Source organism: Streptomyces sp. NPDC043176, from assembly GCF_056436715.1.
This window is the reverse complement of the sequence record NZ_JBWKCA010000003.1, coordinates 262211-285623: the sequence shown is the minus strand read 5'-3', so window position 1 is coordinate 285623 and position 23413 is coordinate 262211. Positions and strand designations below refer to the sequence as shown.

20 protein-coding genes, 4 tRNA genes and 1 pseudogene are annotated in these 23413 nt (G+C 68.9%); 17 read left to right on the top strand and 8 right to left on the bottom strand.

Annotated elements, in window-relative coordinates; genetic code table 11:
- Positions 1-4: 4 nt before the first annotated feature.
- The 3 genes from AC067A_RS06350 to AC067A_RS06340 all read right to left on the bottom strand — a co-directional run bounded on the left by AC067A_RS06350 (position 5) and on the right by AC067A_RS06340 (position 1826).
- A complete protein-coding gene (locus tag AC067A_RS06350) occupies positions 5-673 on the bottom strand; it encodes an alpha-ketoglutarate-dependent dioxygenase AlkB family protein (RefSeq protein WP_478615251.1) in 669 nt (222 codons plus the stop codon).
- Positions 670-1239: a methylated-DNA--[protein]-cysteine S-methyltransferase gene (locus AC067A_RS06345; RefSeq protein WP_478615248.1), complete on the bottom strand. Its 570-nt coding sequence runs from the start codon at positions 1237-1239 to the stop codon at positions 670-672. Before AC067A_RS06345 ends, AC067A_RS06350 begins: the two co-directional genes overlap by 4 nt.
- 95 nt (positions 1240-1334) lie before the next feature.
- A complete protein-coding gene (locus tag AC067A_RS06340; protein ID WP_478615245.1) occupies positions 1335-1826 on the bottom strand; it encodes a YajQ family cyclic di-GMP-binding protein in 492 nt (163 codons plus the stop codon).
- Positions 1827-1998: 172 nt separating this feature from the next.
- Here AC067A_RS06340 and AC067A_RS06335 point away from each other — a divergent pair.
- Positions 1999-2080 (top strand) — tRNA-Tyr (locus AC067A_RS06335).
- A gap of 63 nt (positions 2081-2143) precedes the next feature.
- Here the strand turns inward: AC067A_RS06335 and AC067A_RS06330 are convergent.
- Together AC067A_RS06330 and AC067A_RS06325 are read right to left on the bottom strand one after the other, a co-directional pair.
- Positions 2144-2800: an SDR family oxidoreductase gene (locus AC067A_RS06330; RefSeq protein WP_478615242.1), complete on the bottom strand. Its 657-nt coding sequence runs from the start codon at positions 2798-2800 to the stop codon at positions 2144-2146.
- 2 nt (positions 2801-2802) lie between these two features.
- The gene (locus AC067A_RS06325; protein WP_478615240.1) at positions 2803-4083 is read right to left on the bottom strand and encodes an amidohydrolase family protein; all 1281 of its coding nucleotides are present in this window, start codon (positions 4081-4083) and stop codon (positions 2803-2805) included.
- 206 nt (positions 4084-4289) lie between these two features.
- Here AC067A_RS06325 and AC067A_RS06320 point away from each other — a divergent pair.
- From AC067A_RS06320 to AC067A_RS06295, 6 genes and pseudogenes are all read left to right on the top strand, one after another.
- Positions 4290-4362: transfer RNA gene (locus AC067A_RS06320), tRNA-Thr, on the top strand.
- A gap of 44 nt (positions 4363-4406) precedes the next feature.
- Positions 4407-4479, top strand: a tRNA-Met gene (locus tag AC067A_RS06315).
- 89 nt (positions 4480-4568) lie between these two features.
- The gene (gene rpmG, locus AC067A_RS06310) at positions 4569-4733 is read left to right on the top strand and encodes a 50S ribosomal protein L33 (RefSeq protein ID WP_003956487.1); all 165 of its coding nucleotides are present in this window, start codon (positions 4569-4571) and stop codon (positions 4731-4733) included.
- An 84-nt stretch (positions 4734-4817) separates the two neighbouring features.
- Entirely contained in the window at positions 4818-5270 is a 453-nt protein-coding gene (locus AC067A_RS06305; RefSeq protein ID WP_478615238.1) for an FAS1-like dehydratase domain-containing protein, read from the top strand.
- A 2-nt stretch (positions 5271-5272) separates the two neighbouring features.
- A complete protein-coding gene (locus tag AC067A_RS06300) occupies positions 5273-5701 on the top strand; it encodes a MaoC family dehydratase (RefSeq protein ID WP_478615235.1) in 429 nt (142 codons plus the stop codon).
- 37 nt (positions 5702-5738) lie between these two features.
- Positions 5739-6815, top strand: a pseudogene (locus AC067A_RS06295) (UDP-N-acetylmuramate dehydrogenase); the annotation flags it as partial.
- Between the two features lie 55 nt (positions 6816-6870).
- On the opposite strand, the gene AC067A_RS06290 reads toward AC067A_RS06295, so the two are convergent.
- The 3 genes from AC067A_RS06290 to AC067A_RS06280 all read right to left on the bottom strand — a co-directional run bounded on the left by AC067A_RS06290 (position 6871) and on the right by AC067A_RS06280 (position 9993).
- Positions 6871-7503, bottom strand: coding sequence for an NAD(P)-dependent oxidoreductase (locus AC067A_RS06290; RefSeq protein WP_478615232.1), 633 nt, complete (start codon positions 7501-7503; stop codon positions 6871-6873).
- Positions 7504-7619: 116 nt separating this feature from the next.
- Positions 7620-8642: an adenosine deaminase gene (locus AC067A_RS06285; protein ID WP_478615229.1), complete on the bottom strand. Its 1023-nt coding sequence runs from the start codon at positions 8640-8642 to the stop codon at positions 7620-7622.
- A 124-nt stretch (positions 8643-8766) separates the two neighbouring features.
- Positions 8767-9993: a pyridoxal phosphate-dependent aminotransferase gene (locus tag AC067A_RS06280; protein ID WP_478615226.1), complete on the bottom strand. Its 1227-nt coding sequence runs from the start codon at positions 9991-9993 to the stop codon at positions 8767-8769.
- A 205-nt stretch (positions 9994-10198) separates the two neighbouring features.
- Between AC067A_RS06280 and AC067A_RS06275 the strand changes: the two genes are divergently transcribed.
- From AC067A_RS06275 to AC067A_RS06230, 10 genes are all read left to right on the top strand, one after another.
- Positions 10199-10271, top strand: a tRNA-Trp gene (locus tag AC067A_RS06275).
- A 103-nt stretch (positions 10272-10374) separates the two neighbouring features.
- Positions 10375-10662 carry a preprotein translocase subunit SecE gene (gene secE / locus AC067A_RS06270; protein WP_017239539.1) on the top strand — a complete coding sequence of 96 codons (288 nt, stop codon included), beginning with the start codon at positions 10375-10377 and terminating at the stop codon, positions 10660-10662.
- Between the two features lie 44 nt (positions 10663-10706).
- Complete coding sequence (gene nusG, locus AC067A_RS06265) at positions 10707-11630, top strand: transcription termination/antitermination protein NusG (RefSeq protein ID WP_478615223.1); 924 nt, start codon at positions 10707-10709, stop codon at positions 11628-11630.
- Positions 11631-11788: 158 nt separating this feature from the next.
- On the top strand, positions 11789-12223 hold the full coding sequence (gene rplK, locus AC067A_RS06260; RefSeq protein WP_015035536.1) for a 50S ribosomal protein L11: 435 nt from the start codon (positions 11789-11791) through the stop codon (positions 12221-12223).
- Positions 12224-12304: 81 nt separating this feature from the next.
- On the top strand, positions 12305-13033 hold the full coding sequence (gene rplA / locus AC067A_RS06255; protein WP_329854465.1) for a 50S ribosomal protein L1: 729 nt from the start codon (positions 12305-12307) through the stop codon (positions 13031-13033).
- Positions 13034-13152: 119 nt separating this feature from the next.
- The gene (locus tag AC067A_RS06250; RefSeq protein ID WP_478615218.1) at positions 13153-14058 is read left to right on the top strand and encodes an SCO4651 family lipoprotein; all 906 of its coding nucleotides are present in this window, start codon (positions 13153-13155) and stop codon (positions 14056-14058) included.
- A 293-nt stretch (positions 14059-14351) separates the two neighbouring features.
- Positions 14352-14882 carry a 50S ribosomal protein L10 gene (gene rplJ, locus AC067A_RS06245; RefSeq protein WP_017239543.1) on the top strand — a complete coding sequence of 177 codons (531 nt, stop codon included), beginning with the start codon at positions 14352-14354 and terminating at the stop codon, positions 14880-14882.
- A gap of 111 nt (positions 14883-14993) precedes the next feature.
- Positions 14994-15377 carry a 50S ribosomal protein L7/L12 gene (gene rplL, locus AC067A_RS06240; RefSeq protein ID WP_478615215.1) on the top strand — a complete coding sequence of 128 codons (384 nt, stop codon included), beginning with the start codon at positions 14994-14996 and terminating at the stop codon, positions 15375-15377.
- 547 nt (positions 15378-15924) lie between these two features.
- Positions 15925-19407: a DNA-directed RNA polymerase subunit beta gene (rpoB, locus tag AC067A_RS06235; RefSeq protein ID WP_033202006.1), complete on the top strand. Its 3483-nt coding sequence runs from the start codon at positions 15925-15927 to the stop codon at positions 19405-19407.
- Between the two features lie 106 nt (positions 19408-19513).
- Positions 19514-23413 (top strand): DNA-directed RNA polymerase subunit beta', encoded by a 3900-nt coding sequence (locus AC067A_RS06230; protein WP_478615211.1) that lies wholly within the window; start codon positions 19514-19516, stop codon positions 23411-23413.

Genomic DNA, 23413 nt, shown 5'->3' with positions numbered 1-23413 from the left:
CACACTAGGGGGTGCCCCGTCGCCCGGACCGGGCCCCGGTGGGATCACCGCCGAACCCGGTCTCCCGCAGGGTGATGTTCAGCCGTCCCGTGAGCCCGAGCGCCGGCTCGGCCGTCCCCGGGAACACCCGGGGCACCCCGTGGTGGACCCACCGCGACGCCCCGCCGAAGACGAAGAGGTCGCCGGAGGCCAACTCGACGTCCTGGTAGGGCCGCCCGCGGTTCTCCTCGTTCCCGAACCGGAAGACGCACCGGTCCCCGAGGCTCAACGACACCACCGGCGCACCAGTCCGCTCCTCCCGGTCCTGGTGCATCCCCATCCGCGCCCCCGGCGCGTAGAAGTTCACGAGCGCCGTGTCGGGAGCGAAACCGCCGTCCTCCCCGTACGCCTCCACCAGCGCCTCACGGCCCAAGACCGCCAGCCAGTCCGGAAGTTCGACGGCGACGGAGTCGAGATAGCGGTACGGCACCCACCGCCGGCCCAGACACAGCGACCGCACCGACATGACACCCCCGCCCGGCAGCACCGTCTGCCGGTACGGCACCGGCCCCCGCCCCCACTCCCGGCAGGCCTCCACCAGCTCCCGCTGCCGCGCGAGCGACAGCCACCCCGGCACGTGCACGGCCCCGGGCGCGATCACGACCCGCTCGCGGGGAAAGAGCCCCTCGCTCACCCCCCGACCCCTCCGAGCCCGACCACCCCGACCCCTCCGAGCCCGACCGCCCCGACCCCTTCGAGCCCAAGCCCCCCGACCCCTTCGAGGCCGAGCAGCCGCTCCTTGCGCTCAAGGCCCGCCGCGTACCCGCGCAGGCTTCCGTCGGCCCCGATCACCCGGTGGCAGGGCCGCACCACGAGCAGCGGATTGCGCCCGATCGCCGTCCCCACCGCCCGTACCCCGGCCCCGGACGAACCGACCCGGCGGGCGATCTCCCCGTACGACGCGGTCGTCCCGTACGGGATCCCGTCCAGCGCCTCCCAGACCCGCCGCTGGAACGCCGTGCCGGCGTCCGTCGCCAGATCCAGCTCGAACCGGTCCCGGCGCCCGGCGAAGTACTCGCCCAGCTGCCCCGCGACCTCCTCGAACGCCCCGGGCGCGTGCGTCCAGCCGTCCCCGACCTCCACGCCGCCCTTCTGCCCCGGCAGGGACAGCGAGCGCAACACGGCACGGCCCCCTTCGGCGAGCCGCCCGACCAGCAGCATCTCGCCCAGGGGGCCGTCGACGTACGCGTACACGGTCATGGCTCGTTCCTCTCCCCACACGGGTCTCTCACGACCCAGTGTGCGGGGCCCGCCGACCTTCCGACCGGCGGTATTCGGACATGAGCCTCGACGGGTCAGCGGTAGTTCACGAACTGGATCGCGAAGTCGAAGTCCTTGCCCTTGAGCAGCGCCTGCACGGCCTGCAGGTCGTCCCGGCTCTTCGAGCTGACCCGCAGCTCGTCACCCTGCACCTGCGCCTTGACGCCCTTCGGACCCTCGTCCCGGATGGCCTTCGCGACCTTCTTGGCGTTCTCCTGGGAGATGCCCTCCTGCACCGAGGCGAAGAGCTTGTACTCCTTGCCGGACAGCTGCGGGTCACCCTCGACGTCCAGCGACTTCAGCGAGATCCCCCGCTTGATCAGCTTGGACTGGAAGATGTCGAGGATCGCCAGGACGCGCTCCTCGCCGCTCGCCTGCATCAGGATCTTCTCGCCCGACCAGGAGATCGAGGCGTTGGTTCCCTTGAAGTCGTAGCGCTGCGAGATCTCCTTCACGGCCTGGTTGAGGGCGTTGTCGACCTCCTGCCGCTCGACCTTGGACACGATGTCGAAACTGGAGTCGGCCATGACTCGTGGCTCCTTGTTCGGGTGCTGTGGGGTACAGCCCAAAGCCTAGGGCTTCGCCACGCTCCGAACCGCTGATCAATCCGGTGGCGAACCACCCCCCGGGATCAGGTATTGTTTACGTCGTTGCCACGGAACACCGCCGCAAAGCGGGAAACCAACGCAGCAAACCCATGGCGATGTGCCCGAGTGGCCAATGGGAGCGGACTGTAAATCCGTCGGCTTAGCCTACCCAGGTTCGAATCCTGGCGTCGCCACGTGAAGAAGGTCCCCGGTGCTTGCGCCGGGGGCCTTCACTCGTTTCCGGGGACGGGGACGGGTCAGTTGCCGGCGACGTCCTTCACGGCGACGGAGAGCGGGGTGGCGCCCGTGACGAGTTCGAGGGTGAGGCCGGCGGTCGCGGGGGTGTCGAGGAGTTCGGCGAGGGCGGCGGCGACGTCGTCGCGGGGGACGGGGCCGCGGCCCGTGCGGGCCTCCAGCCGGACCAGGCCCGTGCCGGCGTCGTCGGTGAGGGAGCCGGGGCGCAGGATCGTCCAGTCCAGGGCCGTACGGGCGCGGATGTCGTCGTCGGCGGCGCCCTTGGCGCGGAGGTAGGCGTCGAAGACCTCGTCGCCCGGGTGGTTCGCGTCGGCGCCCATCGAGGAGACCACCAGGTAGCGGCGGACGCCCGCCCGTTCCGCCGCGTCGGCGAAGAGCACCGCGGCCGCGCGGTCCACCGTCTCCTTGCGGGCCGCGTCGCTGCCCGGCCCCGCACCGGCCGCGAAGACGGCCGCGTCGGCGCCCTGGAGGACGGCGGCGACCATCTCGACCGACGCCGACTCCAGGTCCAGGACGACGGGCTCGGCTCCCGCCTCCCGCAGGTCGGCGCCCTGCTCCGGTTTGCGGATGATCCCCGCGACCTCGTGTCCGTGCGCCGCGAGCAGCCTCTCCAGGCGCAGGGCGATCCGTCCGTGTCCTCCAGCGATGACGATGCGCATACTCACGACCGTACGACGGGACCGGCCGGAGGGCTCCCCGGCTCGGGCGGACGCTCCGGGCGCGCCTGCCGAGGCAGGTCGAGGGCGGCCGCCGAGTCGCAGTACTCCCGCACCGCGCTGGTCCGCGCCACCACCCGCCCGCGGTGCACCACGATCCGGCTGTACGCCAGGGACAGCACGCCCGACAGGCGTTCGCCGCGCACCGCGAGCAGCTCCGCGGGGAAGCCGGCCTCGACCCGCACCTCCGGCAGCCCCATCGCCGCCCGCGCCTCCGTGCTCACCGCCGCGTACGCCTCCTGGGGCGAGAGGCCGCCGAGCGAGGCGAGCAGATAGGCCGCCTCCAGCGGGTCGCCGCGCCCCACGGGGTTGGACACGTCCCGCAGCGCCCCGCTGCCCGCGGCGACCCGCACGCCGGCCGCGCGCAGCAGCCGGACCGGCGCCGCGCCGCGCGGCTCGGTGCTTCCGCAGCCGCCCTGCGGCAGGCACACCACGGTCGCGCCGGCTGCCGCGAGCTGGTCCGCCGCCCGTCGGGCCGCGTCGGCGGGGAGCCGGCCGAGTCCGGCGCACGGGCCGATCGTGACCCCGGGCCGCAGTCCGCCGGCCATCGCCGCGAGCCGCGCGAGGCGGGCCGGGTCGTCGGCGTCGGTGTGCAGGTCGACGGGGACGCCGTGCTCGGCCGCGATCTCCAGGACGGCCTCCGCGTAGCCGGCCGGGTCCGGGTCGAGGTCGGGGCAGCCGCCCACCACGCCGGCGCCCATCTTCACCGCGTCCCGCAGCATGGCGAGCCCGTCCGCGCCGGCCACGCCGGTGAGCAGCCGGGGGACGGCGACGGCCGTGAGGTCGGCGAGGCCGCGCAGCGAGCGCCGCGCCTGGAGCACGGCCTCCAGCGGGCCGAGCCCCTGGACGCCGCCGATCCGGACGTGCGCGCGGAGCGCGGTCGCGCCGTGCCCGAGCTGGAGCAGCGCCGCCTCGGTGGCCCGGCGCTGGACCTCCTCGGGGGCGTACGAGACGGGGCCGGGGGCGTCGGCGGAGAGCGCGGTGTCGGCGTGCGCGTGGGGTTCGGCGGCGGCGGGCAGCAGCAGGTACCCGGTGAGGTCGACCCGTGCGCCGACGGCGGCGAGGCTGCCGGCCGTGCCGACCGCCTCGATGCGGCCGCCGGCGAGGCGGACGTCCACGGTCCGTCCGTCGGTGAGCCGGGCGTGGCAGAGCAGGAGCGAGGTCGAGTCGGCGGTGGTGGCGGCCCCGTCCTCGGGCGGCTGGGGCTGCTTGCTGTCGGCTGACATCGGGCTCCTCAAGGCTCCTCAAGGTCAAGATCACGAAGCGTGGGGCCGAGCCTAGGGGTGCTCGGAGCCGCCTTCGAGGAGGTGCGCAAAAGTCGTACCGACGAGTCCACGAGTGGCCTACGTGACGCCTGGTGAGGGCCGTCGTGAGGGCGGGGGGAAACGGATTTGGGTGATGGGCCGGAGACCGTGTAATGTCTTCCTCGCTCGCCCCAATAGCTCAGTCGGTAGAGCGTCTCCATGGTAAGGAGAAGGTCTACGGTTCGATTCCGTATTGGGGCTCTGGTGAGAGGGATCCCGCCTTCGGGTGGGATCCGGATCATCAAAGCGGTGTAGCTCAGTCGGTAGAGCAAGCGGCTCATAATCGCTGTGTCACCGGTTCAAGTCCGGTCACCGCTACACACGGTAGCCGATTGTGGGGTCGGTCCTGCGATCGGCTACTCTTTCATGCGTTAATCCATCCTATCCGTCCGTCAAGGAGCACTCACGTGGCTGCCACCGACGTCCGCCCGAAGATCACGCTGGCCTGCGTGGAGTGCAAGGAGCGGAACTACATCACCAAGAAGAACCGGCGTAACAACCCGGACCGTCTTGAGATGAAGAAGCACTGCCCCCGCTGCAACTCGCACACCGCGCACCGCGAGACGCGCTAACCAGGCTCGTACACGAGGCCGTCCCCGCCAGGGGGCGGCCTCGTGTCGTTTATCGCAACAGATCCAGCAGGAGGTATCGAGTCCATGGCGCTCGACCAGTCCTTCGTGGGCCGGACCTATCCGCCCACCGCGCCCTACGAGGTCGGCCGGGAGAAGATCCGCGAATTCGCCGAGGCGATCGGTGACGCGAATGCCGCGTACACCGACCAGGAGACGGCCAAGGAACTCGGTCACCCCGATGTGATCGCTCCGCCCACCTTCGTGTTCGCCATCACCTTCAAGGCCGCCGGCCAGGTGATCGAGGACCCGCAGCTGGGCCTCGACTACAGCCGGGTCGTCCACGGCGACCAGAAGTTCGCCTACACCCGGCCCGTACGCGCCGGGGACCGGCTCTCGGTCACCTCCACCATCGAGGCGATCAAGTCCCTCGCCGGCAACGACATCCTGGACATCCGCGGCGAGGTCCACGACGCCTCCGGCGAGCACGTCGTGACCGCCTGGACCAAGCTCGTCTCCCGCGCACCCGAGGGGGCCTGACCATGACCGCGAAGATCGCCTACGACGAGGTCGAGGTCGGCACCGAGCTGCCCGCGCAGAGCTTCCCCGTGAGCCGCGCCACGCTCGTCCGGTACGCCGGCGCCTCCGGGGACTTCAACCCCATCCACTGGAACGAGAAGTTCGCGGTCGGGGTCGGCCTGCCGGACGTCATCGCCCACGGCATGTTCACCATGGCCGAGGCCATCCGCGTCGTCACCGACTGGGCCGGCGACCCGGCCGCCGTCGTCGAGTACGGCGTCCGCTTCACCAAGCCCGTCATCGTCCCCGACGACGACAAGGGCGCCGAGATCGAGGTCAGCGCCAAGGTCGCCGCCAAGCTGGACGACCAGCAGGTGCGGGTCGACATCACGGCCATGAGCGCCGGGCAGAAGGTGCTCGGCATGAGCCGCGCCGTGGTCCGCCTCGCCTGACGTCACGAGCGTCACGGGCCCGTCGCGGAAGCGGCGGGCCCGTACTCTTGAGCCCGTGCAGCTCCTCAACGACGCCCCCCTCGCGCCCCTGACCACCTTCCGGCTCGGCGGCCCCGCCACCCGGCTCGTCACCGCCACCACGGACGACGAGGTGGTCGCCGCGGTCCGCGAGGCCGACGCCACGGGCACCCCGCTGCTGATCATCGGCGGCGGCTCCAACCTGGTCATCGGTGACAAGGGCTTCGACGGCACGGCCCTGCGGATCGCCACCACCGGCTTCGCCCTGGAGGGCACCCGCCTGGAACTCGCCGCGGGCGAGGTCTGGACGGACGCCGTGGCGCGGACCGTGGAGGCCGGGCTCGCCGGGATCGAGTGCCTGGCCGGCATCCCCGGCTCGGCCGGCGCGACCCCGATCCAGAACGTCGGCGCGTACGGACAGGACGTCTCGGCCACCGTGACCGAGGTCGTCGCCTACGACCGGCGCGCCGGGGAGACCGTCACCCTCACCAACGCCGAGTGCGCCTTCTCGTACCGGCACAGCCTCTTCAAGGACCGGCCCGACCGGTACGTGGTGCTGCGGGTCCGCTTCGAGCTGGAGGACGCCGACGGGATGTCGGCGCCGCTCAGGTACGCCGAGACCGCCCGCGCCCTCGGCGTGGAGGCGGGCGACCGGGTGCCGCTCGCGACGGCCCGCGAGACGGTCCTGAAGCTCCGCGCGGCCAAGGGCATGGTCCTGGACCCGGAGGACCACGACACCTGGTCCGCGGGCTCCTTCTTCACCAACCCGATCCTCACGGCGGGGGAGTACGAGACCTTCCTCACGCGCGTGGCGGGGCGTCTCGGCCCCGACGTCACCCCGCCGGCCTTCCCCGCCGGCGAGGACGGCGCCGTGAAGACCTCCGCGGCCTGGCTGATCGACCGCGCCGGCTTCACCAAGGGGTACGGCTCCGGTCCCGCCCGGATCTCCACCAAGCACACGCTCGCCCTCACCAACCGGGGCGAGGCGACCACCGAGGACCTCCTCGCCCTCGCGCGCGAGGTCGTCGCCGGCGTCCACGAGGCCTTCGGCATCACCCTCGTCAACGAGCCCGTGACGGTCGGCGTCTCGCTCTGAGACCTGACCGACAAGACACCCCGGGTACGCGGCGCCGGCCAGTACGCGGCGCCGGCTAGTACGCGACCCCGACGCCCTGTCGTACCGTCGCCGGGTCGTCGATCATCGCCAGCATCGCGTGGGCCACGTCCGCGCGGGCGAGGGAGCGGCCGCGGGGCGGGGTGCCGCCGACGACCGTGCGGTAGCGGCCGGTGAGCCGCCTGTCGGTCAGCTTGGGAGGGCGTACGGAGGTCCAGTCGGCGCTGCTGGCGGCGAGGTCGGACTCCATGACCCGCAGATCGGCGTAGACGTCCTTCAGGACCGAGCTGACGATCGCGAGGACGGCCTTGTCCAGGAGGGCCTGGCCGTCCGGGACCGGGCCGAGCGGGGCGGCGCTGACCACCAGGAGGCGGCGCACGCTCTCCACCTCCATCGCCCTGAGCACCGACCGGGTGAGCCGGGCGGCCACGCCCGCGTCCGCCCTGCCGCGGGCCCCCAGGCCCGAGAGCACCGCGTCCCGGCCCGTGACCGCCTCGCAGAGGGCGTCGGGGTCGGACAGGTCGGTCCGCCGGACCACGAGGCGCTCGCCGGTCACCGTCAGCCGCGCCGGGTCCCGTACGACCGCCGTCACCTCGTGGCCCGCGGCCAGGGCCTGGCGGACGATCTCGCGGCCGATGCCGCCGGTCGCGCCGAAGACGGTCAGCTTCATGTCGCATCCCCCCGATGTGTGTGTTCGCTGCCGGACGGGGACCGCTCGGACCCCGCCCCGCCGGCCGCCGGTCCCGACGGCCTCGCGCGCGGTCGCCCGCACCCTGAGGCAGGGTCTCAGCCGGTGATCCAGTCGTCGATACCGGCGAGCAGCTTCGCCCGGACGTCCGTCGGCGCCGCCGACCCCCGCACCGACTGACGGGCCAGCTCGGCCAGTTCCGCGTCCGTGAACCCGTGGTGCCGGCGGGCGATCTCGTACTGCGCCGCCAGCCGCGAGCCGAACAGCAGCGGGTCGTCGGCACCCAGCGCCATCGGCACCCCCGCGTCGAAGAGGGTCCGCAGCGGCACGTCCTCGTGCTTCTCGTACACGCCGAGCGCCACGTTCGACGCCGGGCAGACCTCGCAGGTCACCCCGCGCTCCGCGAGCCTGCGCAGCAGCCGCGGGTCCTCCGCCGACCGCACGCCGTGGCCGACCCGGGACGCCCGCAGGTCGTCCAGGCAGTCCCGTACCGACGCCGGACCCGTCAGCTCGCCGCCGTGCGGGGCCGCGAGGAGACCGCCCTCACGGGCGATCGCGAAGGCCCGGTCGAAATCCCGGGCCATGCCCCGCCGCTCGTCGTTGGACAGGCCGAAGCCCACCACGCCCCGGTCGGCGAACCGCACCGCGAGCCGCGCGAGCGTCCGCGCCTCCAGCGGGTGCTTCATCCGGTTCGCCGCGACGAGCACCCGCATCCCCAGGCCCGTCTCCCGCGAGGCCGCGTCGACCGCGTCGAGGATGATCTCCAGCGCCGGGATGAGCCCGCCGAGGTGCGGGGCGTACGAGGTGGGGTCGACCTGGATCTCCAGCCAGCCGGACCCGTCGCGCACGTCCTCCTGGGCCGCCTCGCGGACGAGCCGCTGGATGTCCTCCGGGGCGCGCAGGCAGGAGCGGGCGATGTCGTACAGGCGCTGGAAGCGGAACCAGCCGCGCTCGTCCGTCGCCCGCAGCTTCGGAGGCGTAGCGCTGCTCAGCGCCTCGGGAAGGTGCACCCCGTACTTGTCGGCGAGCTCGATGAGTGTGGTGGGCCGCATCGAACCGGTGAAGTGCAGGTGCAGATGGGCCTTGGGCAGTGTGCTGAGATCGCGGTGAACGTGCTCCATCGGCCGATCCTGCCGCACCCGAATGGGCGACGACAGCCCGTTTCCCCGATCGGGACCTTGCTAGAACGCAAAAACGGGCCCCCGGTTCCGTGAACCGGGGGCCCGTCGGGCGATGGTCGCCGCGTCAGTCGCGCGCCTCGGCGAGGAGCTTCTGGAGCCGGGACACGCCCTCCACCAGGTCCTCGTCGCCCAGCGCGTACGACAGGCGCAGGTAGCCGGGGGTGCCGAAGGCCTCGCCCGGGACGACCGCGACCTCGGCCTCGTCCAGGATCAGGGCCGCCAGCTCGACCGAGGACTGCGGACGCTTGCCGCGGATCTCCTTGCCGAGCAGGCCCTTCACCGACGGGTACGCGTAGAACGCGCCCTCCGGCGTCGGGCAGTACACGCCCTCGATCTCGTTCAGCATCCGCACGATCGTCCGGCGGCGGCGGTCGAAGGCGGCGCGCATCTCCGCGACGGCGTCCAGGTTGCCCGAGACGGCGGCGAGCGCGGCGACCTGCGCGACGTTGCTCACGTTGGACGTGGCGTGGGACTGCAGGTTCGTCGCGGCCTTCACGACGTCCTTCGGGCCCACGATCCACCCGACGCGCCAGCCGGTCATCGCGTACGTCTTCGCCACGCCGTTGACCACGATGCACTTGTCGCGCAGCTCGGGCACGACCGTCGGCAGCGAGACGAACTTCGCGTCGCCGTAGACCAGGTGCTCGTAGATCTCGTCCGTGAGGACCCACAGGCCGTGCTCGACGGCCCAGCGGCCGATCGCCTCGACGTCCGCCTCGCTGTACACCGCGCCGGTCGGGTTGGACGGCGACACGAAGAGGACGACCTTGGTCTTCTCCGTGCGCGCGGCCTCCAGCTGCTCCACCGAGACCCGGTAGCCGGTGGTCTCGTCGGCCACGACCTCCACCGGGACGCCGCCCGCGAGGCGGATCGACTCGGGGTACGTGGTCCAGTACGGCGCCGGGACGATGACCTCGTCACCCGGGTCGAGGATCGCGGCGAACGCCTCGTAGATCGCCTGCTTGCCGCCGTTGGTCACCAGGACCTGGGACGCCTCGACCTCGTAGCCGGAGTCGCGGAGCGTCTTCTCGGCGATGGCCGTCTTCAGCTCGGGCAGACCGCCGGCCGGCGTGTAGCGGTGGTACTTCGGGTTCTTGCAGGCCTCGACGGCCGCCTCGACGATGTAGTCGGGGGTGGGGAAGTCGGGCTCGCCCGCGCCGAAGCCGATCACCGGGCGCCCGGCGGCCTTGAGGGCCTTGGCCTTGGCGTCGACGGCGAGGGTGGCGGACTCGGAGATCGCACCGATCCGGGCGGAGACCCGACGCTCGGTGGGAGGGGTAGCAGCGCTCATGCGGCCCATCGTCCCAGACCGTACAGAGGGCCGACACACAGGTTTCACGGACCGGACAGGACCGGTCATTACCGGTCGTACGCCCGCCCGACGGCAGGTCGGGCCGGTTTCTGTTCGACGTGGAGCCCTCTGACCACGTATGCTCACTGCTCGTTGGCCCGCACCGACCACATCTCACGATGCGGTAGGTTGGGGGCACCGACAAAGGGTCGTAGCTCAATTGGTAGAGCACCGGTCTCCAAAACCGGCGGTTGGGGGTTCAAGTCCCTCCGGCCCTGCTACACACACCGCCAGGTGTTGTGCGCATGTACGTACTTCATTGCACCGCCGTGCGGCTCCACCCGGGCGCGGCACGGCCGACCCGGAATCAGGTGAGAGATCGTGACGGACGCCGTAGGCTCCATCGACATGCCTGATGCCGACGACGAGGCCGCGGACTCGAAGAAGAAGTCCCGCAAGGGCGGCAAGCGCGGCAAGAAGGGCCCTCTGGGCCGTCTCGCGCTCTTCTACCGCCAGATCATCGCAGAGCTCCGCAAGGTCGTCTGGCCCACGCGCAGCCAGCTGACGACGTACACGACCGTGGTGATTGTCTTCGTCGTCATCATGATCGGGCTCGTCACCGTGATTGACTATGGCTTCCAGGAAGCAGTCAAGTACGTCTTCGGCTGACTTTTTGTTCCACCCCATCTGTATCGCAGGAAGAAGCAGCCACCGTGTCTGACGCGAACCTGAACGACGCCTTCGAGTCCGAGTCCGCCGAGGACGAGCTGGACACCGTCGAGGCCGCCGACGAGGACCTGGCAGACGCTGCTGACGACTCCGCCGACGAGGCCGCCGAGGAGTTCGCCCTCGAAACCGAGGACGAGGACGAGGCGGAGTCCGACGAGGACGCCGACGCCGACTCCGACGAGGATGCCGAGTCCGGCGAGGACTCCGGGTCCGACGAGGACGCTGAGACCGTCGAGGCCGAGGACGAGGACGCCGAGGAAGAGACCGAGGAGGCCGAGCCGGCCGCCCCGGTCGACCCGGTCGCCGCGCTCCGCGAGGAGCTGCGCACCCTCCCCGGCGAGTGGTACGTCATCCACACCTACGCGGGCTACGAGAAGCGCGTGAAGGCCAACCTCGAGCAGCGTGCCGTCTCGCTCAACGTCGAGGACTTCATCTACCAGGCCGAGGTCCCCGAGGAAGAGATCGTCCAGATCAAGGGCGGCGAGCGGAAGAACGTCAAGCAGAACAAGCTCCCCGGCTACGTCCTCGTCCGCATGGACCTGACGAACGAGTCCTGGGGCGTCGTCCGCAACACTCCCGGCGTCACCGGCTTCGTGGGCAACGCCTACGACCCGTACCCGCTGACCCTGGACGAGATCGTCAAGATGCTCGCCCCGGAGGCCGAGGAGAAGGCCGCCCGCGAGGCCGCCGAGGCCGAGGGCAAGCCGGCTCCGGCCCGCAAGCTGGAGGTCCAGGTCCTGGACTTCGAGGTCGGCGACTCGGTCACGGTCACGGACGGTCCCTTCGCGACCCTCCAGGCCACGATCAACGAGATCAACCCGGACTCGAAGAAGGTCAAGGGTCTCGTCGAGATCTTCGGTCGCGAGACCCCGGTCGAGCTCAGCTTCGACCAGATCCAGAAGAACTGATCTCACAGGTTTCCGACCAGGTCAGAGCGGCTGTCAAAGCCGCTCTGACCTGCTCGGTTTTTAGCCGCGCGTCTATACCCGTTATCGTTGTGCGGTATGCCTGCATCCGGATGACCGGAAGGCGGGCTGAACACTCTCACTAGGACCCGGAGAGAGCAATGCCTCCCAAGAAGAAGAAGGTCACGGGGCTTATCAAGCTCCAGATCAACGCCGGTGCGGCCAACCCGGCCCCGCCGGTCGGCCCCGCGCTGGGTCAGCACGGCGTCAACATCATGGAGTTCTGCAAGGCCTACAACGCCGCGACCGAGTCGCAGCGTGGCATGGTCGTGCCGGTGGAGATCACGGTCTACGAGGACCGCACCTTCACCTTCATCACCAAGACTCCGCCGGCCGCGAAGCTGATCCTCAAGGCCGCTGGTGTGGACAAGGGCTCCGGCGAGCCGCACAAGACCAAGGTCGCCAAGCTCACCGCCGCCCAGGTCCGCGAGATCGCCACGGTCAAGCTCCCCGACCTGAACGCCAACGACCTGGACGCCGCGTCCAAGATCATCGCTGGCACCGCCCGCTCCATGGGCATCACGGTCGAGGGCTGATCACCCCCCTCTCGTGACCTTCAGTGGTAGGGCCGGCGCGGCCCGCACCACGACTCCATACCTGAACCAACAGGAGAAGCAGTGAAGCGCAGCAAGGCTCTCCGCACCGCGGACGCCAAGATCGACCGCGAGCGGAACTACGCTCCCCTCGAGGCCGTCCGCCTCGCCAAGGACACCGCCACCACGAAGTTCGACGGCACCGTCGAGGTCGCCTTCCGCCTGGGCGTCGACCCGCGCAAGGCCGACCAGATGGTCCGTGGCACCGTGAACCTTCCGCACGGCACCGGCAAGACCGCCCGGGTCCTGGTCTTCGCGACCGGTGACCGTGCCGAGGCCGCGATTGCCGCGGGCGCCGACATCGTCGGCTCCGACGAGCTCATCGACGAGATCTCCAAGGGCAACCGCCTGAACGAGTTCGACGCCGTGGTGGCCACCCCGGACCTCATGGGCAAGGTCGGCCGCCTCGGCCGCGTCCTCGGCCCGCGTGGTCTCATGCCGAACCCCAAGGTCGGCACCGTCACCCCCGATGTCGCGAAGGCTGTCAACGACATCAAGGGCGGCAAGATCGAGTTCCGCGTCGACAAGCACTCGAACCTGCACTTCATCATCGGCAAGGTCTCCTTCGACGAGACGAAGCTGGTCGAGAACTACGCCGCGGCCCTGGAGGAGATCCTCCGTCTGAAGCCGTCCGCCGCGAAGGGTCGCTACATCAAGAAGGCGACCATCACGACGACGATGGGCCCCGGCATCCCGCTGGACTCCAACCGCACCCGCAACCTCCTCGTCGAGGAGGACCCGGCCGCGGTCTGAACCCCACGGGTTCACTGAGTGGTCAGCCGGCCCCCGCCTCTCTTCGGAGAGGCGGGGGCCGGCTCTTTGTTACGGTTCACGAGACCGCAAAGACGTTGATCAAGGGGTGGGGATCACTCATGGACAAGTCCGCATGGAAGCGCGCGGGCGTCGCCCTGACGGCCATGGCCGTCGTGACGGGACTCGCGGGCTGTCAGGACGGGGATGACAAGGCCGGCGCCCCGGCGGCGAAGGCGCAGGGCCTCGGGGACGTCACGAAGGTCATCCAGGCCGCGTACGAGAAGACCTCGGCCGCCAAGGCCGCCAAGGTCAGGATGACGATGACCATGGAGGGCGTCGGCCCGGAGTCCGGCACCGTCGAGATGACCGGCGTCCAGGGGTGGGCCCCGGCGGCGATGGACATCACCATGAAGGGCTCCATGCTGTCCGCCGGCGACCCGGACGCGCCCGAGCAGATGCGCATGATCATGCTCGACCAGGTCATGTACATCGACATGGGCGCGAAGCAGGCCGCCGAGACGGACGGCAAGCGCTGGATGAAGCTGGACCTGAAGGCCGCGGCGGACGCCTCCGGCGACTCGGCGCTGCAGAAGCAGATGACCGGCGGCCTGGACAACATGAACCAGGACCCGGCCCAGCAGCTCGCCCTGCTCCTGGACTCCCCGGACCTGAAGCACATCGGTGCCGAGAAGGTCAACGGCATGGAGACCGAGCACTACAAGGGCACGCTCACCTTCGAGCAGATGCTCCAGGCCAACGAGTCGTCGAAGCTCCTCTCCAAGGAGGAGCACGACAAGCTCATCGCCAACGTCAAGAAGATGGGCCTCAAGGGCTACGACACCGAGCTCTGGGTCACCGAGGACGGCTACCCGGCGCGCATGGACGTCGGCATGACCATGGCCCAGGGCACGATGAACATGCGGGCCGACTACAGCGACTACGGCACCAAGGCCGCCGTCGAGGCCCCGCCGGCCAAGGACACCGTCGACCTCTTCGAGATGCTGAAGGGCCTGGGCAAGGCCTGATCGCCCCCGGACAACGGGCCTGGTCCGCTCTCGGGCCAGGCCTGATTTGCCCCGGGACCGGGGCATCACGTACTCTTCCGAGGAAGCCAAAGACCGCTGGTCGTTGCTGTGCCCTACCGGGTGCGGTGGCCGAAGGATCCGCTGACAACGGACGACCCGCGCAGGTGATCGTGGAAGGTTCCCGGACTTCATGTCCGGTCGAGCTCAGCCCCGTGCGCCTGCGCCCGGGGCGTTTTGTTTTGTCCAGCCCCCTTCTGAGCGGTCCTCATCACCCGGAAGGAGGCCGAAGCACTATGCCGACGCCCAACAAGGCTGCATCGGTGGCCGAGCTCAAGGACGCGTTCCAGAGCTCCAACGCCGCCGTGCTGACCGAGTACCGGGGTCTCACCGTTGCGCAGCTCAAGACGCTGCGTCGTTCGCTCGGTGAGAACGCCCAGTACGCCGTGGTGAAGAACACGCTGACCAAGATTGCGGCCAACGAGGCCGGGATCACCGCACTGGACGAGCACTTCGCTGGTCCGACCGCGGTCGCCTTCGTCACCGGTGACCCGGTGGAGTCGGCGAAGGCCCTGCGTGACTTCGCCAAGGAGAACCCGAACCTCATCATCAAGGCCGGTGTCCTTGACGGTAAGGCTCTCTCCGCCGACGACATCAAGAAGCTTGCGGACCTCGAGTCCCGCGAGGTTCTGCTCAGCAAGCTGGCCGGCGCGTTCAAGGGCAAGCAGTCTCAGGCTGCTCAGCTCTTCCAGGCGCTGCCGTCGAAGTTCGTCCGCACCGCGGAAGCGCTTCGCGTCAAGCTCGCCGAGCAGGGCGGTGCCGAGTAATTCGGCTCGCGCATTGATCCGTGCCGCCTAGTGCACGGGTCGTAGCGGGCCGTTACGCCCGCCTCTATAGACACATCGGCACCTGCCGAATTAGTGGAAGGATCGCCCATCATGGCGAAGCTCTCTCAGGACGACCTCCTCGCCCAGTTCGAGGAGATGACCCTCATCGAGCTCTCCGAGTTCGTTAAGGCGTTCGAGGACAAGTTCGACGTCACCGCCGCCGCGGCCGTCGCCGTCGCCGCCGGCCCCGTGGGTGGCGGCGACGCCCCCGCCGCCGAGGAGCAGGACGAGTTCGACGTCATCCTCGAGGGTGCCGGCGACAAGAAGATCCAGGTCATCAAGGTCGTGCGTGAGCTCACCTCCCTCGGCCTGAAGGAGGCCAAGGACCTCGTCGACGGCACCCCGAAGCCGGTCCTCGAGAAGGTCACGAAGGAGGCCGCCGAGAAGGCTGCCGAGTCCCTCAAGGCCGCCGGCGCCTCCGTCACGGTCAAGTAAGACCGTTTCGAGTCGCTGAAGCTGACTCCCGCTCCCGTGTAACGCGGGGGCACCGAAAGGCGATCACCCTTCTGGGTGGTCGCCTTTCGGCGTTCCCGGGAAGGGCGTGGCGGGGTCCCCGCGGGCCGCAGGAAGCGGAGTATGGTGATCTTCGCCGTGCGCCCCGCACACCGGGGGGCCTTGACGAACCGCACGCAGCGCGCAATTCTCAGGACGCGTCGTCACAACGATCCGTATCCGAGGCATGGATCGACGACTGAACGGGCAGTATCGAGGTGCGCCGCATGGCGCGAGTAGCGCGGAGTTGAGAGCAACGAGGGTCGCGAAGAACTCGCCCTGGACATCAGTGAGCCAAGTGGCTACACTGACCCTTTGCGCTGCCTGTTAGCTGCCCCCTGCCCGTCACCAGGGGCATACCTTCGCATCCGCTTCTTCGACTGACCCTGTCTGACCTGGCCTTTTGGTCATTTCGGGAAATGTCCGCCGGGAAGCGATGCTGGGGACCGGTACGCGCGTAGTGAGTCCGAGCCCTCGGAAGGACCCCCTCTTGGCCGCCTCGCGCAACGCCTCGACCAATACGAACAACGGCGCCAGCACCGCCCCGCTGCGCATCTCCTTTGCAAAGATCAAGGAGCCCCTCGAGGTTCCGAACCTCCTCGCGCTGCAGACCGAGAGCTTTGACTGGCTGCTCGGCAACGCCGCCTGGAAGGCTCGCGTCGAGGCTGCCCTTGAGTCGGGACAGGACGTCCCCACGAAGTCCGGCCTGGAGGAGATCTTCGAGGAGATCTCCCCGATCGAGGACTTCTCCGGGTCGATGTCGCTGACCTTCCGCGACCACCGCTTCGAGCCGCCGAAGAACTCGATCGACGAGTGCAAGGACCGTGACTTCACGTACGGCGCCCCGCTCTTCGTCACCGCCGAGTTCACGAACAACGAGACCGGCGAGATCAAGTCCCAGACGGTCTTCATGGGCGACTTCCCGCTCATGACCAACAAGGGCACCTTCGTCATCAACGGCACCGAGCGTGTCGTCGTGTCGCAGCTCGTCCGCTCGCCGGGTGTCTACTTCGACTCCTCCATCGACAAGACGTCCGACAAGGACATCTTCTCCGCCAAGATCATCCCGTCCCGGGGTGCCTGGCTGGAGATGGAGATCGACAAGCGCGACCTGGTCGGTGTCCGCATCGACCGCAAGCGCAAGCAGTCCGTCACCGTCCTCCTGAAGGCCCTCGGCTGGACCACCGAGCAGATCCTGCAGGAGTTCGGCGAGTACGAGTCCATGCGCGCCACCCTGGAGAAGGACCACACCCAGGGCCAGGACGACGCGCTGCTCGACATCTACCGCAAGCTGCGTCCGGGCGAGCCGCCGACCCGTGAGGCCGCTCAGACGCTGCTCGAGAACCTCTACTTCAACCCGAAGCGCTACGACCTCGCGAAGGTCGGCCGCTACAAGGTGAACAAGAAGCTCGGCGCCGACGAGCCGCTGGACGCCGGCGTGCTCACCACCGACGACGTCATCGCCACGATCAAGTACCTGGTCAAGCTCCACGCGGGCGAGACCGAGACGATCGGCGAGAACGGCAACGAGATCGTCGTCGAGACCGACGACATCGACCACTTCGGCAACCGTCGTCTGCGCAACGTCGGCGAGCTCATCCAGAACCAGGTCCGCACGGGTCTGGCTCGTATGGAGCGCGTCGTGCGCGAGCGCATGACCACCCAGGACGTCGAGGCGATCACGCCGCAGACCCTGATCAACATCCGGCCGGTCGTCGCCTCCATCAAGGAGTTCTTCGGCACCAGCCAGCTGTCGCAGTTCATGGACCAGAACAACCCGCTGTCGGGTCTGACGCACAAGCGTCGTCTCTCGGCGCTGGGCCCTGGTGGTCTGTCCCGTGAGCGGGCCGGCTTCGAGGTCCGAGACGTGCACCCGTCCCACTACGGACGCATGTGCCCGATCGAGACCCCCGAAGGCCCGAACATCGGTCTGATCGGTTCGCTCGCCTCGTACGGCCGCGTCAACGCGTTCGGCTTCATCGAGACGCCGTACCGCAAGGTCGTCGACGGCCAGGTCACCGACGAGGTCGACTACGTCACCGCCGACGAGGAGGACCGCTTCGTCATCGCGCAGGCCAACGCCGCGCTCAACGACGACATGCGGCTCACCGAGAACCGCGTCCTGGTGCGTAAGCGTGGCGGCGAGGTCGACTACGTCCTGCCGTCCGAGGTGGACTACATGGACGTCTCGCCGCGCCAGATGGTGTCGGTCGCGACCGCCATGATCCCGTTCCTCGAGCACGACGACGCCAACCGTGCCCTCATGGGCGCGAACATGATGCGTCAGGCGGTGCCGCTCATCAAGTCGGAGGCCCCGCTCGTCGGCACCGGCATGGAGTACCGCTGCGCCACCGACGCCGGCGACGTGCTCAAGGCCGAGAAGGACGGTGTCGTCCAGGAGCTGTCGGCCGACTACGTCACGGTCGCCAACGACGACGGCACGTACATCACGTACCGCCTGCACAAGTTCTCCCGCTCCAACCAGGGCACCTCTGTGAACCAGAAGGTCGTCGTGGACGAGGGCGACCGCGTCATCGAGGGCCAGGTCCTCGCCGACGGTCCCGCCACCGAAGACGGCGAGATGGCGCTCGGCAAGAACCTGCTCGTGGCGTTCATGCCGTGGGAGGGCCACAACTACGAGGACGCGATCATCCTGTCGCAGCGCCTCGTGCAGGACGACGTCCTCTCCTCGATCCACATCGAGGAGCACGAGGTCGACGCCCGTGACACCAAGCTCGGCCCGGAGGAGATCACCCGGGACATCCCGAACGTCTCCGAGGAGGTCCTCGCGGACCTCGACGAGCGCGGCATCATCCGCATCGGTGCCGAGGTCGTCGCCGGCGACATCCTGGTCGGCAAGGTCACGCCCAAGGGCGAGACCGAGCTGACCCCGGAGGAGCGTCTGCTCCGCGCGATCTTCGGTGAGAAGGCGCGTGAGGTCCGCGACACCTCGCTGAAGGTGCCCCACGGCGAGATCGGCAAGATCATCGGCGTGCGCGTCTTCGACCGCGAGGAGGGCGACGAGCTTCCCCCGGGCGTGAACCAGCTGGTCCGCGTCTACGTCGCCCAGAAGCGCAAGATCACCGATGGTGACAAGCTCGCCGGCCGTCACGGCAACAAGGGCGTCATCTCGAAGATCCTCCCGATCGAGGACATGCCGTTCCTCGAGGACGGCACCCCGGTCGACATCATCCTCAACCCGCTGGGTGTCCCGTCCCGAATGAACCCGGGACAGGTCCTGGAGATCCACCTCGGCTGGCTCGCCAGCCGCGGCTGGGACGTCTCCGGCCTCGCGGACGAGTGGGCGCAGCGCCTCCAGGCGATCGGCGCCGACCAGGTCGCCCCCGGCACCAACGTCGCGACCCCGGTCTTCGACGGTGCGCGTGAGGACGAGCTCGCGGGTCTGCTCCAGCACACCATCCCGAACCGCGACGGCGAGCGCATGGTGCTCCCGACCGGTAAGGCGAGGCTGTTCGACGGCCGCTCCGGCGAGCCGTTCCCGGACCCGATCTCCGTCGGGTACATGTACATCCTCAAGCTCCACCACCTGGTCGACGACAAGCTGCACGCGCGTTCGACCGGCCCGTACTCGATGATCACCCAGCAGCCGCTGGGTGGTAAGGCCCAGTTCGGTGGCCAGCGCTTCGGTGAGATGGAGGTGTGGGCGCTGGAGGCATACGGCGCCGCGTACGCCCTCCAGGAGCTGCTGACGATCAAGTCCGACGACGTGACCGGCCGCGTGAAGGTCTACGAGGCCATCGTCAAGGGCGAGAACATCCCTGAGCCCGGCATCCCCGAGTCCTTCAAGGTGCTCATCAAGGAGATGCAGTCCCTGTGCCTCAACGTGGAGGTGCTGTCCTCGGACGGCATGTCCATCGAGATGCGCGACACCGACGAGGACGTCTTCCGCGCAGCGGAGGAGCTCGGCATCGACCTGTCCCGGCGCGAGCCGAGCAGCGTCGAAGAGGTCTGACGGGAGTCCGGCCCGGGGACTCGGTGACACACCGAGTCCCCGGCCGGCCCCAGGACCCCCGTATCAGACCCCACAGCCTTACAACCCTGAGAGGGATTGACGCATAGTGCTCGACGTCAACTTCTTCGACGAGCTCCGGATCGGTCTGGCCACCGCTGACGACATCCGTCAGTGGAGCCACGGCGAGGTCAAGAAGCCGGAGACCATCAACTACCGCACGCTCAAGCCCGAGAAGGACGGACTCTTCTGCGAGAAGATCTTCGGTCCGACCCGGGACTGGGAGTGCTACTGCGGCAAGTACAAGCGCGTCCGCTTCAAGGGCATCATCTGTGAGCGGTGTGGCGTCGAGGTCACCCGCGCCAAGGTGCGCCGCGAGCGGATGGGCCACATCGAGCTCGCCGCCCCCGTCACCCACATCTGGTACTTCAAGGGCGTCCCGTCGCGTCTTGGCTACCTGCTCGACCTCGCCCCGAAGGACCTCGAGAAGGTCATCTACTTCGCGGCGTACATGATCACGTACGTCGACGACGAGCGTCGTACGCGTGACCTGCCCTCGCTGGAGGCGCACGTCTCCGTCGAGCGCCAGCAGATCGAGAACCGTCGCGACTCCGACCTGGAGGCCCGCGCCAAGAAGCTCGAGAACGACCTCGGCGAGCTCGAGGCCGAGGGTGCCAAGGCCGACGTGCGCCGCAAGGTGCGCGAGGGTGCCGAGCGCGAGATGAAGCAGCTGCGCGACCGCGCGCAGCGCGAGATCGACCGCCTGGACGAGGTCTGGTCCCGCTTCAAGAACCTCAAGGTCCAGGACCTGGAGGGCGACGAGCTCCTCTACCGCGAGCTGCGTGACCGCTTCGGCACGTACTTCGACGGTTCGATGGGTGCCGCGGCGCTGCAGAAGCGCCTGGAGTCCTTCGACCTGGAGGAGGAGGCCGAGCGCCTCCGCGAGATCATCCGTACCGGCAAGGGCCAGAAGAAGACCCGTGCGCTCAAGCGCCTCAAGGTCGTCTCCGCGTTCCTGCAGACCGCGAACAGCCCCAAGGGCATGGTTCTCGACTGCGTGCCGGTGATCCCGCCGGACCTGCGTCCGATGGTGCAGCTGGACGGTGGCCGCTTCGCGACCTCCGACCTGAACGACCTGTACCGCCGCGTGATCAACCGCAACAACCGTCTGAAGCGTCTGCTCGACCTCGGTGCCCCCGAGATCATCGTGAACAACGAGAAGCGGATGCTCCAGGAGGCGGTCGACGCCCTCTTCGACAACGGCCGTCGTGGTCGCCCGGTCACGGGCCCCGGCAACCGTCCGCTGAAGTCCCTCAGCGACATGCTGAAGGGCAAGCAGGGTCGTTTCCGTCAGAACCTGCTCGGCAAGCGTGTGGACTACTCCGCGCGTTCCGTCATCGTCGTCGGTCCGCAGCTGAAGCTGCACCAGTGCGGTCTGCCGAAGGCCATGGCGCTGGAGCTCTTCAAGCCGTTCGTGATGAAGCGCCTGGTCGACCTGAACCACGCGCAGAACATCAAGAGCGCCAAGCGGATGGTCGAGCGCGGCCGCACGGTCGTGTACGACGTCCTCGAAGAGGTCATCGCCGAGCACCCGGTCCTGCTGAACCGTGCGCCCACGCTGCACCGCCTCGGCATCCAGGCCTTCGAGCCCCAGCTGGTCGAGGGCAAGGCCATCCAGATCCACCCGCTCGTCTGCACCGCGTTCAACGCGGACTTCGACGGTGACCAGATGGCCGTGCACCTGCCGCTCTCCGCGGAGGCGCAGGCCGAGGCCCGCATCCTGATGCTGTCCTCGAACAACATCCTGAAGCCCGCCGACGGCCGTCCGGTCACGATGCCGACCCAGGACATGGTCCTCGGTCTGTTCTTCCTGACCACCGACGGCGAGCTCCGTGACACCAAGGGCGAGGGCCGCGCGTTCGGCTCCACGGCCGAGGCGATCATGGCGTTCGACGCCGGCGAGCTCGCGCTCCAGTCGGAGATCGAGATCCGCTTCCCCGTCGGCACCGTCGCCCCGCGTGGCTGGGTTCCCCCGGTCACCGAGGAGGGCGAGCCGGAGTGGCAGCAGGGTGACTCGTTCCGTCTGCGGACGACCCTGGGCCGCGCGCTCTTCAACGAGCTGCTGCCCGAGGACTACCCGTTCGTCGACTACTCCGTCGGCAAGAAGCAGCTCTCCGAGATCGTCAACGACCTCGCCGAGCGCTACCCCAAGGTCATCGTGGCGGCGACGCTCGACAACCTGAAGGCGGCCGGCTTCTACTGGGCGACCCGTTCCGGTGTCACCGTGGCCATCTCCGACGTCGTCGTTCCCGAGGCGAAGAAGGAGATCGTCAAGGGTTACGAGGCGCAGGACGAGAAGGTCCAGAAGCAGTACGAGCGCGGTCTCATCACCAAGGAAGAGCGCACGCAGGAGCTCATCGCGATCTGGACCAAGGCGACCAACGAGGTCGCCGAGGCGATGAACGCGAACTTCCCGCGGACGAACCCCATCTTCATGATGGTCGACTCGGGTGCCCGAGGAAACATGATGCAGATGCGTCAGATCGCGGGTATGCGTGGTCTGGTGTCCAACGCCAAGAACGAGACGATCCCGCGTCCCATCAAGGCGTCGTTCCGCGAGGGCCTCACCGTCCTCGAGTACTTCATCTCCACGCACGGTGCCCGTAAGGGTCTCGCCGACACCGCCCTGCGTACCGCCGACTCGGGTTACCTGACCCGTCGTCTGGTGGACGTCTCGCAGGACGTCATCATCCGCGAGGAGGACTGTGGCACCGAGCGCGGTCTGAAGCTGCGGATCGCGGCGAAGGACGAGACGGGTGTCCTGCGCAAGACGGACGACGTCGAGACCTCCGTGTACGCGCGGATGCTCGCCGAGGACGTCGTCGTCGACGGCAAGGTCATCGCGCCGGCCAACGTCGACCTGGGTGACGTGCTCATCGACGCCCTGGTCAACGCGGGCGTCGAGGAGGTCAAGACCCGTTCGGTCCTGACCTGTGAGTCCGCCGTCGGTACCTGTGCGTTCTGCTACGGCCGTTCGCTCGCCACCGGCAAGCTGGTCGACATCGGTGAGGCGGTCGGCATCATCGCCGCCCAGTCCATCGGTGAGCCCGGTACCCAGCTGACGATGCGTACCTTCCACACCGGTGGTGTGGCCGGTGACGACATCACCCAGGGTCTGCCGCGTGTCGTCGAGCTCTTCGAGGCCCGTCAGCCCAAGGGTGTCGCCCCGATCTCGGAGGCGGCCGGCCGCGTCCGCATCGAGGAGACCGAGAAGACCAAGAAGATCGTCGTCACCCCGGACGACGGCACCGACGAGACGGCGTTCCCGATCTCGAAGCGTGCCCGTCTGCTCGTGGGCGAGGGCGACCACGTCGAGGTGGGCCAGAAGCTCACCGTGGGTGCCACCAACCCGCACGACGTGCTCCGGATCCTCGGTCAGCGCGCGGTCCAGGTCCACCTGGTCGGCGAAGTCCAGAAGGTCTACAACTCGCAGGGCGTGTCGATCCACGACAAGCACATCGAGATCATCATCCGGCAGATGCTCCGCCGCGTGACGATCATCGAGTCCGGCGACGCGGAGCTCCTGCCGGGCGAGCTGGTCGAGCGGTCGAAGTTCGAGACCGAGAACCGTCGTGTGGTCACCGAGGGCGGTCACCCCGCCTCCGGCCGTCCGCAGCTGATGGGTATCACCAAGGCCTCGCTCGCCACCGAGTCGTGGCTGTCGGCGGCGTCCTTCCAGGAGACGACCCGAGTCCTGACGGATGCGGCGATCAACGCCAAGTCCGACAGCCTCATCGGCCTCAAGGAGAACGTCATCATCGGTAAGCTCATCCCGGCCGGTACGGGTCTGTCCCGCTACCGCAACATCCGGGTCGAGCCGACCGAGGAGGCCAAGGCCGCGATGTACTCGGCCGTCGGCTACGACGACATCGACTACTCGCCGTTCGGCTCGGGCTCCGGCCAGGCCGTTCCGCTGGAGGACTACGACTACGGTCCGTACAACCAGTAG